The following is a 14,608-nucleotide window of genomic DNA, read 5'->3' as shown; positions in this document are numbered from 1 at the left end:
TTAAGTCGTCAGGAAAGGCTGACAGAGAAAGGGGAAAGATATGTTTCTTAGAGTACTTTGCGTGATAACATCTGCACTTACAGTTCTTACCACGCTTTCAATGACATCATGCGGAGCAGACAACGCCATTTCGTCTGAGGCTTCCGAAAGTGCTGTTACATCTACGGCAGACAGCGGTAAAACTGCAAAGGATATCCTTTCGGCAATAGAGGGCGACCACATGGACGCTTCGACTTTTTACGGTGAGGACAGCTTCACAAAGAATACCGAAAAGCTTTATGGTATAGAAGCTGACAAGCTCAGCGACGGAGGAATACTTTACTCCTCTGACGGCAATTATGCTGACGAGATATCAATGCTCAAAATGGCTGACGGAAGCAGTGCAAAAAGCCAGCTTGCAGACAGGCTGAGCTACAGACTTAATCAATATGAAAACTACAAGCCTGAAGAAACAAAGAAAATACAGGCGGCAAAGATATTTCAGGCTGGAGATTACTGGGTGCTTGTTATCTCTGACAATGCTGACGAGATATCTGACGAGATAACAGACATGATAAATTAAAAAACGGAGGAAAGAAAATGACAACTGCGAAAAAAATACTTACCTTCGCACTTTGTCTGACCTGCCTTACAGCGAGTATCACAGGCTGTGCAAAAGATAAAAGCAGTTCTGATACTAAAATTGCTAAAAGCACATCATCACAAACAGAAAGCAGCGACAGCGAGAAGATAAAAGAGCTTAACGACAAGCTTGAAAAGCTGGAAAACACGCTTTCTAACATTCTGGGGGAGGATATATTTGATCCCGCAGACGGTGACGGCAACGTAAACGGTGAGATACACCCTATCTATGATGATACGGCAGTGGTTGAAGCTTACAAGTCGGGTGATGATTCAAAGCTCACTGACGATAAGGACAAATACATACTCAAAGAGCTAAAAAAGGCTGTGGGCGAGATAATCAAAGACGGCATGAGCGAATATGACAAGGAAAAGGCTGTTTATGATTATGTGTTCTCTCAGACGCACTTTAATGACGATTCTCTTGTGGCGATATCTGATGAAAGTGAAGATGACGAGTCATACAATCCTTACGGATTTTTCCATGACCACTCTACTATCTGTGTGGGAAACGCAACAACAATAAAGCTGTTTTTTGATGTTCTAGGCATCGACAGCAAGATAATACACTCAACAGAAAACGGCGAACACGCTTGGAACGTTGTGAAGATAGATGGCAAATGGTATCACCTTGATGTGACATTTGACGGTGGCAACGAAGCTCCTGACTACGCATATTTCAACGTACCTGACACTGCAAAGGACGACGGCTCTTATCCTTGGAACAAAGAGGACTTCCCTGAATGCAATTCAACTGACGATTGCTACATATGCAAGAATGCCAAGAAGCTTGACAGCGTTTATGATATACCTGAGCGCATAAAGAAAGCAATGTCAGATAAGGGAAAAACTATATATATGTCACTGGACGTGCCGGAGGGAGCAGGCAGCACTGCTGTTGCGGAGCAGGTCACAAACATAATATCAAACTTTTACATTGACGATTACAACGTCTCTTCCACACCTGTTATTGACGCAGGGGACAAGGTTTGCTTCGGAATTTCTTTAAACTCGTCAGACGATGACGATTCGGATAATTCTTATGACACAGACAATGCACTTGGCATTGATTACGACAAGCTTTCAAAGGCATTCTCAGATGCTCTCGGAATAGATTATGAGTATGAGCCTGATTATTCTGATAATAACATAATGGGTTAAAGCCTATAAGGGAATTCTTTAATAAAAGCCGCAGGGCATACAGCGTAAAAACTGTATGCCCTGCGGCTTTTTATATCGGATTTGATCGAAGAAAGCTTGTTCATTGGGTCACACGTCAGCTTGCCTGACTGTCTGCCCTTTTCCGATTTTGTATGTTTGAGAAATTAGCTCTCGAAAAGTGCTGTTGAAAGATATCTCTCACCTGTATCAGGGAGAAGTGCAACAATAGTCTTGCCCTTGTTCTCTGGTCTCTTTGAAAGTATCTCGGCTGCTTTAAGTGCTGCGCCTGATGAAATACCAACAAGGATACCCTCTGTTTTAGCGAACTTGTTGCCTGTCTTGAAAGCGTCCTCATTCTCGATAGGAAGGATCTCGTCATAAACCTTTGTATCGAGGACATCAGGAACGAAGCCTGCGCCGATACCCTGAATTTTGTGTGGACCTGATTTGCCCTGTGAAAGAACAGGTGAAGTTGCAGGCTCTACTGCTACTATCTTAACGTCAGGGTTCTTTGATTTGAGATACTGACCAACACCTGTTACTGTTCCGCCTGTACCAACGCCTGCGATAAAGATATCTACCTTACCGTCTGTATCTTCCCAGATCTCAGGACCTGTTGTTGCAAAGTGAGCGGCTGGGTTTGCTGGGTTTACGAACTGACCAAGGATAACTGAGTTCTCGATCTCGCCCTTAAGCTCGTCAGCCTTCTTGATAGCACCTGTCATGCCCTTTGCGCCTTCTGTGAGAACTATCTGTGCGCCATATGCCTTAAGAAGATTTCTTCTTTCGATACTCATTGTTTCAGGCATTGTAAGAATTACCTTGTAGCCCTTTGATACGCCCACAGCCGCAAGACCGATACCTGTGTTTCCTGATGTAGGCTCTATAATAGTTGCGCCTTTCTTGAGAACGCCCTTCTTCTCAGCTTCCTCGATCATTGCAAGTGCAACTCTGTCCTTAACGCTTCCTGCCGGGTTGAAATATTCAAGCTTTGCAAGGATAGTTGCGTCAGCCTCTACTGCCTTTTCAAAATTAACTGCTTCGATTATTGGAGTTTTTCCGATAAGCTCCGAAACGCCCTTATAGATCTTTGACATTTTAATCTACCTCCGATATGAAAATTATTTTATGCGGTTTTCTGTACCGCTTATGTTTGCTATGGTTATACTATATCACTTTATTCCTACTATGTCAATAGGATTAATATGCTTTCTGCGTTTTATACAACAAAGTCAGCTTATTGCAAGCTCCAATTTGTGCATTATGACCTATAATCATACTCAGTGATGCAATATGGCTTATTATTTTCATCACAAAGCTCCACAAATTTTCTGCCCTCATGGGTGTAAACAAGAGCCTTTATGGCTTTACCACGCTTCAAGGGATTTTTATATTCCACACGGATACGCTTCACAGCAGACTCGTTTTCCACAAACTCGTCTGTTATGTCAAGATATCTCGCATTATTGACGTGTTCGTTCATGTCGATATAGCATTTCAGCACCGGGATATCCTCATACACCTGTGGCTCAGTATCAGGTAGGGCTATCTTTCTTGGAAGATACTCCATATCAAGCTTTGGATAGAGCTTCACCCTATCAACAAGCTCTTGTGGAGCTTTTATAGGCCGCTGAGAGGTCTTGTCCATGAAAGCGCCAGAAGCTATAGACTTCACGCAGATATCACCGTTTTCGTCATATATAACTGTGTTTCTGTAGCCATACATTCTTTTAAGCTCATAGGTCCATGTTTTGACGGTGAGCTTTTCGTTCTGCTCAGGTCTGCGGACAATATCGAGCTGTCTTGACACAAGAAACATCACGCAGTTTTCTTTCTCAAAGAAAGGCGACATAACAGGGTGAGTGTCAAGGTGGATAACAGAGCAATCCTGCAAAAGGTCAACAAGGCAGCTATTTCTTATTATGCCATGCGAACCTATCTGACTGCAATTTACAGTGCGTTTCATTTCATACATATTGCTTTCCTCCATTCTGCTATATGATAATTATACAACTTATTGTCGCTTTTTTCAACAGCACATAGGTACAAATGTTAACAGAGATAAAGAAATGTTAAAAAAAACTTGTTGAAATTAGTCCGCTTTGCTACTTATAATGATATTACAGCAATTTTACAGGAGGCAAAATATGTTTTTATGGTTAATGATAGCTATTCTTGTGGCGGTCTGCTCTGTGGCTGGCTTTATTTATCTCACAAGAAGAATATCAGCTTTTGGCTTTATAAAAAAGCTTTCAAAGGATAAAAAGGTACTTAAATACGCCATAAGTGCAGGTCTTATAGTGCTCACAGGCGGCATAATATGGCTTATATGGGACTGGATAAATGCGATAATCTGTTTGCTGCATCTTGTTATATTCTGGCTTTTGTGCGACTTGTTTGTGTTCATTGGAAAGAAGATATCAAAGAAACAGGCAAGCAAATGCCTTGCAGGCTTTATCGCCGTGCCGCTGACGGTGGTGTATCTTGCGGTGGGCTGGTATCTTTGCAATAATGTATGGGAAACTGACTACACACTGAAAACTGATAAGAAGTCAGGTGACATAAGGATAGTTCAATTTGCAGACTCTCACGTTGGCACAACGTTCCATGGGGACGGCTTCGCAAAGTACATGGAAGAGATACAGAAGCTTGACCCCGATGTGGTGCTTATAACAGGCGACTTTGTTGATGATGACACATCAAAAGAGGACATGATACAGTGCTGTGAAGCTCTTGGCAAGCTGAAAACAAAATACGGCGTTTATTTCTCATTTGGCAACCATGACAAGGGATACTATGACCCTTCGTATCGTGGCTACAGCGGTGACGATCTTATTGCGGAGCTTGAAAAGAACAATGTCAACGTATTACAGGACGACACCGTGCTTATCGACGATCGTTTCTACATAATAGGCAGACAGGACAGGTCTGAGGAAATGGAAAAGGGCGGTCACAGAGCATCTATGGAAGAGCTCACAAAGGATCTTGACAGCTCGAAGTTTACAGTTGTAATGGATCACCAGCCTTGTGATTATGACGCTCAGGCGGCGTCAAAGGTAGACCTTGTTTTGTCAGGTCACACACACGGCGGTCAGCTCATACCAATAAACTTCCTTGGCACTCTCATCGGCGGCAATGACCGCACTTACGGCTATGAAAAGCGTGAGGACACCAACTTTATCGTGACATCAGGCATTTCAGACTGGGCGATAAAATTCAAAACAGGCTGCAAGTCTGAATACATTGTTATTGATGTTTCGGAGAATTAAATAGCAGGACAAAGCAAAAGGGTCAGCGAAAATGCTGACCCTTTGTTTTATTTGAACACAAGCTGTACCAAAAGCATATAGCACACTGTTCCGCTTGCAATAGACAAAAGCATTTGTCTTTTCCACAAATGCACTGTCACTGTCACGCCTATGGCGATAAGTTCAGGCAAGCCGTAACTGTAATGCAGAGGTGTTACGTTTCTAAGGCAATATACCACGAGCATACTGAATATTGCGCTTGGAAGCACCTTGCCCAAATACTGCACATAGCGTGGTGTTGGGCGTTTGCCGTTGAAAATAAGAAACGGGAGTGCTCTTGTGAGAACAGTGCCTAAAACGCACATTCCTATAGTGATGACCTGCTGAGTTATCGTCACTTTGCGTCACCTGCTTTCTCAGGGTTTTCTATAGGCTTGCGAAAAGCCGTGAGCAGAACGAGAATACATATCATTGTGGGTATCATGAAATCGTCTGTACCAAATAGTATAAGGCAGACAACGCTTGATATCAAGCCTATCCATGCACTCATATGGTGTTTTTCTTTGAGCCACTGGTCAAGAAATATCACAACGAACAAAGCCGTCATTGCGAAGTCAAGTCCTTTGGTATCAAAGCTTATAAGATCACCCATAAGACCGCCGATAGTTGCACCGCTCACCCAATATATCTGATTGAGTAGCGTAACAAAAAAGTAAAACCAACCTCTGTCAACGTCCTTGGGGATCTCTGCTGAGTAGTTTATGCTGAAAGTTTCGTCGCACATTCCATAGATAAGATAATATTTTTTCCAGCCAAGCCCTTTGAACTTATCCAGCATTGAAATGCCATAGAACAAGTGCCTAGCTTGTATCATTATCGCCATTATCAAGGTCTGCACAGGCGCAAAGGGTGAAAGAAGCATACTTACTGTGATAAATTCAAGGCTTCCGCCATATATCGTCATGCTCATTATGAGGGGGTAGACAAAGCTGAATCCTGATGCGTTAGCATAAATGCCATAGGCAATGCCTAAAAACCAAAAACCTGCGAATATCGGTATTGTATAAGGAAAAGCCCATTTCAGGGCTTTGAATGCTTTTCTATCGTGATTTTTTTCCAAAATGTTCATCTGCCTTTCGGGCGTTCGCTGTGTCGAAAAACGCTGTGTATAAAAGTTTAGCACAATGTTTACCTGTAGTCAAGCACCGAACCATTGACAAATTGCACTTGTGGATATATAATTTACCATGAAACTACACTTTGAAAAGGAGGTGTGGCAGTGACAAAGGTCATATATCCTGTTATCGGCAGGCAGACTTCCCTGCCCTTTTATCTCACCGGAATAGGCATTTCCGACCCTGAATATCATGTCACAAGGGACAAAGGGCTTGTTTCACATCAACTTCTTTTTACCTCAGGTGGCGAGGGCAGGCTAATTGTCGGGGGAGAAGAATTTGTGCAGACTAAAGGCTCGGCATTTTATCTGCCCCCTAGCGTTCCGCATGAATATTATCCCTCAAATGGAAATTGGATAACAAACTGGATAGTTTTCCGTGGTGAATTTGCGGGGCAAATGCTTGCAAACCTTGGCTTTGACAGCTTTAGATTCTCCCCTGAGATAAACACCCAAAAACCCGCTCAGCTTTTTGAGCGAATTTTTGTTGCCGCTGCCGACCCTGTGAATTGTGGCGAAAAAACTTCCGCACTTGTGTATGAATATATCCTCGCCATGAGGACTGCAATGCTTTTCCCTGACAGCCGAAACAACGTGGGAAGCATTACAAGGCAGGCGCTTTTGTATATTGACAGCCGATACATGGAGGATATCACCGCAGAAACACTTGCAGGACTTTCGGGAGTGTCAGTACAACATTTCTGCCGTGTTTTTAAAGCAGAAACTTCAATGCGCCCCCTTGAATATATTGCAAAACGACGTATCTCTCAGGCAAAATCTCTGCTTCTTAACACCGACTCTGACATAGGCGACATAGGCAAGCAGGTGGGCTATGAGGACAGAAACTATTTCAGCATCGTTTTTAAAAAGCTGGAGGGCGTTTCTCCAAGAGAATACCGTCGTTCAAGAGGAAAAAGTTTGTAATAATATTTTAAGCTTTATTAGAATTTTCTTAGCATATTTCAAAGCAAAATGTTCGTATCTTAATAATATGCAAAATATTTCAGATTGACCATACACTCCTTTAAGCTTATAATTGTCATAAGAAAGCAAGAAGCCATGCTTTATGCAAGGAGGATAACTTATGACGATACTAAAAAGGAGCGCGTCAATGGTGTCAGCATTGGTCATGATGATATCTAGCGCAGGCGCTTACAATTGCAGTGCGGAGGGAACAACGGTGAACGATAGCAATACAAATAATACAAGAGAGATAGTTATTGACGGAACTACGGCTCAGCTCAAAGAAAATATGCGCTACAGAGGGGCAGGCATGGTGAGCGCAAACAACTCATCAAGGCTTCTGTTGGATTACAAGGCTGAACACCCTGATGTATATGAGCAGATAATGGAGTATATGTTTGGCAAAGAGGGTATCGGCATTACTCACCTTAAGTTGGAAATGGGTGCGGATATAAACTCATCATCAGGCACAGAACCGTCTGTAATGAGAACAGAGGACGAAAAGGCTGACGTAACAAGAGGTGCGGCATACCAGCTTGCCGCTGACGCAAAGAAGATAAATCCTGACCTCACCTTGGATATGCTTTGGTGGAGTGAACCAAAGTGGGTATCTGACGCTTCCGACGTTTATGCTGCAAGATACAAATGGTATAAAAACACACTTGACGCCGCTTATGAAACATATGGACTTGAATTTGACTATGTAAGTGCTGTGCAGAATGAGCGTGGAGCAGACCTTGAATGGGTGAAATATCTTTCCTCACATCTTAAAAGTGAAAAAGGCACCCCTTATGACTACTCAAAGATAAAGATAGTCGGTGGAGAAGAGGTCTGCACATGGGGCTTTGCTGACAGAATGTATGAGGACAGCGAACTTATGAACGTTGTTGACGTGGTGGGAAGCCATTACACAAGCGAGTCCACCGAGAACGCACAGAAGCTTGCATATGAAGAAAACAAAGAGCTTTGGTTCAGCGAAGCAAGCTCGCCAATGGCATATGCGCAGGGTACATACAGATATGACGGCTCAGGTCTGGCAGGCATAAACGGCACCCTTGATATTGCAAACAGAATAATCGGAATGTATCCCAACGGCAAAATGACACTTTATGAGTATCAGCCTGCTGTATCGGCATACTATGACGGCGCTTGCTACTGTCAGAAACAGCTTATCTCAGCCTGCGACCCTTGGAGTGGTTATTATATGCTTGACAGCGGATTTTATATGTCTCTGCATTTTTCACAGTTCATTGAAAAAGGCTGGGCGTTTGTTGACAGCGGCTGCTACAGCGACGGCAAAAAAGGCGGTGACGGCCACGCTATCGTCGACGCAGTTTACAGCTATATGACCGCCACAGACACAGAAACAGGTGATTACAGCACTGTTATCACAAACACTACAAGCGAGCCTATACAGTATGACCTCAAGGTATCAGGGCTTGACAAGGCGTCAAGCAACGTGAGCGTATGGGAAACAAGAGGTCCTGACAGCATTGACGGCAGCTATGACGAGAATTATTTCAAGAAAACTGAGGATATAACCCCTACAGAGAACGGCGGAGCTTATACATACTCTGTGACAGTGAAGCCAAATTCTATTGTGACAATTTCTACTGTTACACCTGAGCGCACAGAATACAAAAACGCTGACGAGAGCGAACGCACTGTTTTGAAGCTTCCATATTCGGACGATTTTGAGTATGCAGGCTATTCTGAGAATTATCTTTCATCAAGGGGCAATGCGCCAAGATACACAACAGATCAGGGCGGTGCTTTCGAGGTGGAAAAGACCGACAAGGGCAATATGCTAGTTCAGCAGATAACGGCTGACATGAAAGCCAACGAGTGGGGCTACACACCCGAACCTGTGACTACATTCGGTGACGACAGGTGGTATAACTACTCTGTGAACGTTGACGCTGCTTTTGCGACTTCGCAGGACGCAGAATCAAACTATGTGGGCGTTGGTCTGAGATACACGCTTGGCTGCAATTCATACAGTGGCTATTGGATAAAGCTTTATGAGAACGGAAGCTGGGAGCTTAAAGCAAATGACGGCACTCTTAGCAGTGGAAGCATAGACGGCTTTGACGGAACAGCTTCTCACAAGCTTAAAGTCGAGACTGTAAACAACGTTATCCGTGGATATATTGACGGAAACATGGTGGCTGAATACACTGTGAACGAGGGGGAATCTCTTATCGGCGCAGGCAGAGCGTCACTTTTCAGCTCATACAACAAAAACAGCTTTGACAACTTCTCTGCTGAACCTGTGGAGGGCAGTGACACATATGTAACTCGCTTTGACGAAACAGACTCTTGCTTCACTTTTGTGGGCAACTGGGAACACAACCTTATGAGCAGCTTCAAAAACTACAAACGAACAATATCAGATGGCACAGAGGGCGACTCTTTCACAGTAAGCTTTGAGGGAACAGGCTTTGCGCTTTCAGGTGAAACAAGAGAAAAAGCTATACTCGGGGTATCAATAGACGGAGGTGATGAACAGCTCGTGACAGTTTCAAGGACAGGTCAGCGTGAGATATCATGCCATTTTGAAGGCTTGTCTGAGGGCGCTCACACCGCAAAGGTAACCATAAAATCAGGCAAATATACAATTGACGCTATGCAGGTAACAGGCGGAAAGATACCATTCGAGAAGAAAAAGCCTGCGAAGTCTGAAAGCACTAAGTCAGGCAAAAGCAAGCTTCCTATAGCCGTAGGCGCAGGCGTTTGCGCTGCTGCGGCAGTTGGTGCAGTGATATACGGCATAGCGAGAAAGAAGCGTAAGGAAAATAATGACTAAAATAAGCAGAACAACAGACATGACACAAGGCAGTGAAATGCGACACATAATAATGTTTTCACTGCCCTTGCTTGCAGGAAATCTTTTACAGCAGACATACAATATAGTGGACACTATGGTGGTGGGGCGTTATCTGGGCGATGACGCCCTTGCCGCTGTTGGTGCTACAGGCTCTATCACTTATCTTTTTTACACCCTTTGCATAGGGCTGTCGGTGGGTGCAGGAATAATTGTCGCACAGTATTTCGGTGCAGGCAAGAAAAAAGCCCTGCGGTCGGCAGTATTCAACTCAGCACTTGTTACAGCTATATTCGGCATTGTAATAAGCCTTTTATCCGTGCCTGCCGCAAAACCTATACTGGAGCTTTTGAAAGTTCCTGACAAGCTTATCGGAGATTCTGTGGCGTATATGCAGATAGCCTGCGGCGGAACGATAGCGGTGGCAGCATACAACTGGATAAACGCCATAATGAGGGCTTTGGGCGACTCAAAAACACCGCTGATATTCTTAGGTGCAGCAAGCTTGCTAAACGCCCTCCTTGACCTGCTTTTTGTGGTGGTATTCAAATTCGGAATAGCAGGTGCGGCATGGGCAACAGTGCTTACGCAGGCACTTTCTGCCATTTCTTGCATTGTGTACTGTTTTGCAGTGAGTGGAGAGATAAAGCTCACCGCCGACGATCTGCACACCGACAAGGACATGATGAGCCGCTGTGTGAAAACAGGCGTGCCTATCGCCATACAAAACGGACTTATCTCGGTATCAATGGTGGCTCTACAGCGTGTGACTAACGGCTTTGGCGAAACGGTCATGGCGGCATACACCGTTTCAATGCGTATCGAGCAATTCGTTCAACAGCCGTTTTCTTCACTTAATGCGGCGGTTTCAACATTCACAGGACAGAATATCGGTGCAGGACAAGAAAAACGTGCGCAGAAAGGTCTTGCTTGTGCAATAAAAATATCAGTGATATTCTCGGCAGTGGTGCTTGTGCTGTTCACGCTGTTCGGTGGAGCGATAACATCTTGGTTTGTCAAGGGCAAGACTGTTATAAGCATATCGGCAAAAGCGCTTATCATAACCTCACTTTTCTACTGGTCGCTGGGTATTATCCACACCACAAGAGGATTTTTGAACGGCGCAGGCGATACAAACTATGCCCTTGTAAACGGCATGGCGGAGGTAATATGCAGGATAGGTCTTTCACTTATCCTCACAAGGATAGCTTTCATAGGCTATTGGGGCATATGGTACACCACCGCTGCAACGTGGTTTGTGACTGCTATGGTGAGCCTTATAAGATACAAGGGCGGAAAATGGAGGCTTCATTCAATTGTAAAATAGATTTTCATAACTGCTGTACCGATTCGGTGCGGCAGTTTTTTAGTTGAAACAGTTTCACATTATATATGAAATATTCATATGAAACCATATTGAAAATTCACAGTGCAGTGGTATAATATAATAAAAGGAGTGACGAGGAATGAACATTACCGAATTTGCAAAAGCCGCAGGAGTATCAAAATCTGCTGTGAGCAGATATTTCAACGACGGCTATGTGAGCGAAGAAAAGCGCAGGCTTATTGAAGCCGCCATAGAAGCCACAGGCTATGCCCCAAGCGTTCAGGCGCAGAACGTAAGAACAAGGGTGACAAAGCTTGTGGGAGTTATTATACCGAAGCTTTCAAGTGAGAGCTGTGCAAGAGAGGTGGAGGGAATAAGTCAGGTACTCAGTGAGCAGGGCTATCAGCTTTTGCTTGTGAACTCTGCCAACGACCCAAAGAAAGAAGTGGAATATCTGGAGCTTTTCCGAAGCAATCGTGTTGACGGAGTTATCTTTTTGGCTTCTGTTTTCACTTCGCTCCATGACGCTGTGCTGAAAAAAATGCGTGTACCGGTGGTAATTGTGGGACAGGAATACAAGGGTGCAAACTGCGTTTGTCATGACGATTACAAAGCCGCCTATACCGCAGAGAAGCTTATGCTTGACAAAGGCTGCAAAAAGCCCGCTTTTATCGGTGTTACCGAGCAGGACAAGGCGGCAGGTCAGGCAAGAAAAGACGGGTTTATCCACGCCCTTTCTGATAACGGCATCAACATTGAAAAGTCTGATATGCAGACGGCTGAATTTAAAATGGACTCAGGCTACAAAAGGGCTTTGACATTACTGAGAAGCGGCAGAAAGTACGACCACATTTTCTGTGCCACCGACAATCTTGCCGCAGGCGCGCTCCTTGCCTGCCGTGAGCAGGGATTGAAAGTACCAGAGGATATAATGATAGCAGGTATTGGCGACTCTCAGCTTTGTAAGGTCACGTCCACTCCCCTGACCTCTGTGCATTTTCATTATCGCACCGCAGGCATAGAAGCGGCACAAATGCTGCTCAATTCACTGAAGCGAGAAAGCTCTATACCAAGGACACTGACGCTCGGTTTTGAGCTGGAAGAGCGTGAGTCCACAGAAAAATAATATGAAACTGTGTGAAACCTTGTAATGCCGCCTTGTAAGTTTATATTATTTGTCAATAGACAAATGCACTGTCATGGGTTATAATATAGTTAATGAAATCGGTATCACATAAATAATGAAACTGATAAAATAACATAGTTCGGGCAAAATAATAAAAAAGCAAGCAAAGGACGGGATATTATGGATCACAGAAGTTCAGCTCGTGAGATACTTTCTGCTATAGGCGGAAAGGAAAATCTGGTCAGTGCCGCACACTGTGCCACAAGATTAAGACTTATAATCGCAGACAACTCAAAGATACAAAAGGATACCCTGGAGAACATTGATGTTGTAAAGGGCGTTTTTGAAGCTTCAGGACAGCTTCAGATCATCATAGGCACCGGAACGGTAAACAAGGTCTATGACGAATTTATCGCAGAGGCAGGCGTGGAAGCCTCTTCAAAGGACGAAGTCAAGGCTCAGGTGGCTCAGAAGCAAAACTGGTTCAAAAGACTTATCAAAACTCTCGGCGACGTATTCGTACCTATAATCCCTGCTATCGTTGCAGGCGGTCTTATCATGGGAATAATGGAAGCCTTGAATTTCATGGCTTCAAACGGCTTTATCTCCCTTGACACAAATGGATATGTTTTCACAATATTCAAACTGCTTTCAAATGCAGCGTTCACATTCCTGCCGATACTTATTGGCTATTCTGCAACTAAGGTGTTCGGTGGCAACCCTTATCTTGGTGCGGTAATAGGAATGTTCCTTATCCACCCTGACCTGCAAAACGCATGGACAGTTTCCACAAACGGATATGAGCAGACTTTCTCCATATTTGGTCTGTTCAACGTTCACATGGTAGGCTATCAGGGTCATGTAATTCCTATCATAATCGCTTCATTCATTCTTGCGACTATGGAGAAGAAGCTTCACAAGAAAGTGCCTGACATTGTCGACCTTTTCGTTACACCTCTTGTGAGCCTTACAGTAACAGCTTTCCTCGTTTACACCTTTATCGGTCCTGTATTCGTTGCCCTTGAAAATGGCATTATCACAGGCGTTCAGAAGCTTATCACTATCCCATTCGGCATTGGCTCGTTCATAATGGGCGGTTTCTATTCAACAACAGTTGTTGGCGGTATACACCATATGTACACTGTTATCGACATTGGTCAGCTTGCTAAATATGGTGCGACCTATTGGCTGCCTCTGGCATCTGCCGCAAATATGGCTCAGGGAGCTGCCTGCCTTGCAGTGGCAGTAAGAAGCAAGAACAATAAGATCAGATCAATGGCTTATCCTTCTGCTCTGTCTTGTATGCTTGGCATCACAGAGCCTGCAATATTCGGTGTAAACCTTAGATTTGTAAAGCCTTTCATATTCGGCTCTATCGGCGGCGCTTGCGGAGCAATGGTCGCTTCTATCCTCCACCTTGGCGCAACTGCAACAGGTGTAACAGGAATATTTGCAATACTTCTTACACTCAACCACCCAGTGAAGTATATAATCTCAATGGCTGTAGCAATGGGCGTTGCATTCACTCTTACTTGGCTTTTCGGCACGAACAACGAGCAGATAAGAAACGAGCACAAGCCTTGCGAAAACAAGACAGAAAAGGCTGAACAGCCTGCACAGGCTATGGAAACAAAGGCTGAAAATGCAGACGTAGCAGATGACGGCATTATCACAGCTCCGCTTAGCGGCAAGGCTGTAAAGCTTGAAAACGTTCCTGACCAGACCTTTGCGCAAGGCATACTTGGTCTTGGTGCGGCAATAGAACCTACCGAGGGCAAGGTCGTTGCACCTAGCGACGGCAAGGTCGAAACGCTTTTTGACACTTTCCATGCAGTTGGTTTGACGCTTGACAACGGCAAGGAGCTTCTTATCCACGTTGGAATAAACACTGTTGAGCTTAAAGGCGAGGGCTTCAAGGCTTACGTTTCTGGGGGCGACAGAGTAACAAAGGGACAGACGCTTATCACTTTCGATATGGACTTTATAAAGAGTAAGGGATATCAGACTATCACACCTGTTCTTGTGGGCAATTCAGACGAATTTTCCTCCGTTGAGGAGCTTGCAGAAGAAGGCACAGAAGTAACTATAGGAGATAGGCTAATAAAGGTCAACGCATAAAGTACAGACAAACCGTCAATAATTATAGTCAACGCATTAAAAGGAG

General features: G+C 44.3%; 12 protein-coding genes. 8 read left to right on the top strand and 4 right to left on the bottom strand.

The window, feature by feature from the left end; all coding sequences use genetic code 11:
• The first annotated feature begins 40 nt into the window (after positions 1 to 40).
• Entirely contained in the window at positions 41 to 562 is a 522-nt protein-coding gene (locus tag AB5123_RS04515; RefSeq protein WP_117896417.1) for a DUF4358 domain-containing protein, read from the top strand.
• A gap of 17 nt (positions 563 to 579) precedes the next feature.
• Positions 580 to 1,782, top strand: coding sequence for a transglutaminase domain-containing protein (locus tag AB5123_RS04510; RefSeq protein WP_337812157.1), 1,203 nt, complete (start codon positions 580 to 582; stop codon positions 1,780 to 1,782).
• A gap of 164 nt (positions 1,783 to 1,946) precedes the next feature.
• Here AB5123_RS04510 and cysK read toward each other — a convergent pair whose 3' ends face one another.
• Positions 1,947 to 2,879 (bottom strand): cysteine synthase A, encoded by a 933-nt coding sequence (cysK, locus tag AB5123_RS04505; protein ID WP_038671060.1) that lies wholly within the window; start codon positions 2,877 to 2,879, stop codon positions 1,947 to 1,949.
• A gap of 164 nt (positions 2,880 to 3,043) precedes the next feature.
• Complete coding sequence (locus tag AB5123_RS04500) at positions 3,044 to 3,757, bottom strand: acyl-ACP thioesterase domain-containing protein (protein WP_337812156.1); 714 nt, start codon at positions 3,755 to 3,757, stop codon at positions 3,044 to 3,046.
• Positions 3,758 to 3,929: 172 nt separating this feature from the next.
• Between AB5123_RS04500 and AB5123_RS04495 the strand changes: the two genes are divergently transcribed.
• Positions 3,930 to 5,051 carry a metallophosphoesterase gene (locus AB5123_RS04495; RefSeq protein ID WP_337812155.1) on the top strand — a complete coding sequence of 374 codons (1,122 nt, stop codon included), beginning with the start codon at positions 3,930 to 3,932 and terminating at the stop codon, positions 5,049 to 5,051.
• A gap of 47 nt (positions 5,052 to 5,098) precedes the next feature.
• On the opposite strand, the gene AB5123_RS04490 is transcribed toward AB5123_RS04495, so the two are convergent.
• Positions 5,099 to 5,428 carry a branched-chain amino acid transporter permease gene (locus AB5123_RS04490; protein WP_038671055.1) on the bottom strand — a complete coding sequence of 110 codons (330 nt, stop codon included), beginning with the start codon at positions 5,426 to 5,428 and terminating at the stop codon, positions 5,099 to 5,101.
• Positions 5,425 to 6,159 carry an AzlC family ABC transporter permease gene (locus tag AB5123_RS04485; RefSeq protein ID WP_178086258.1) on the bottom strand — a complete coding sequence of 245 codons (735 nt, stop codon included), beginning with the start codon at positions 6,157 to 6,159 and terminating at the stop codon, positions 5,425 to 5,427. Before AB5123_RS04485 ends, AB5123_RS04490 begins: the two co-directional genes overlap by 4 nt.
• Positions 6,160 to 6,309: 150 nt before the next feature.
• Here AB5123_RS04485 and AB5123_RS04480 point away from each other — a divergent pair, with 150 nt between their 5' ends.
• The 5 genes from AB5123_RS04480 (at position 6,310) to AB5123_RS04460 (ending at position 14,562) form a co-directional block, all read left to right on the top strand.
• Positions 6,310 to 7,128 carry an AraC family transcriptional regulator gene (locus AB5123_RS04480; RefSeq protein WP_337812154.1) on the top strand — a complete coding sequence of 273 codons (819 nt, stop codon included), beginning with the start codon at positions 6,310 to 6,312 and terminating at the stop codon, positions 7,126 to 7,128.
• 160 nt (positions 7,129 to 7,288) lie between these two features.
• Entirely contained in the window at positions 7,289 to 9,973 is a 2,685-nt protein-coding gene (locus AB5123_RS04475) for a glycosyl hydrolase family 59 (protein ID WP_368364560.1), read from the top strand.
• On the top strand, positions 9,966 to 11,318 hold the full coding sequence (locus AB5123_RS04470) for an MATE family efflux transporter (protein WP_368364559.1): 1,353 nt from the start codon (positions 9,966 to 9,968) through the stop codon (positions 11,316 to 11,318). The genes AB5123_RS04475 and AB5123_RS04470 overlap by 8 nt, the downstream gene beginning before the upstream one ends.
• Before the next feature lie 139 nt (positions 11,319 to 11,457).
• Positions 11,458 to 12,444 (top strand): LacI family DNA-binding transcriptional regulator, encoded by a 987-nt coding sequence (locus AB5123_RS04465; protein ID WP_347503198.1) that lies wholly within the window; start codon positions 11,458 to 11,460, stop codon positions 12,442 to 12,444.
• Between the two features lie 180 nt (positions 12,445 to 12,624).
• Entirely contained in the window at positions 12,625 to 14,562 is a 1,938-nt protein-coding gene (locus AB5123_RS04460; protein ID WP_288162725.1) for a PTS beta-glucoside transporter subunit IIBCA, read from the top strand.
• Positions 14,563 to 14,608: the final 46 nt, after the last annotated feature.

It is taken from the genome of Ruminococcus sp. RTP21204st1_B2_RTP21204_210225 (genome assembly GCF_040914135.1).
Taxonomy (GTDB): Bacteria; Bacillota; Clostridia; order Oscillospirales; family Ruminococcaceae; genus Hominimerdicola; species Hominimerdicola aceti.
The sequence above is the reverse complement of the archived record's forward strand: the minus strand, read 5'-3'. Positions and strand labels throughout refer to the sequence as shown.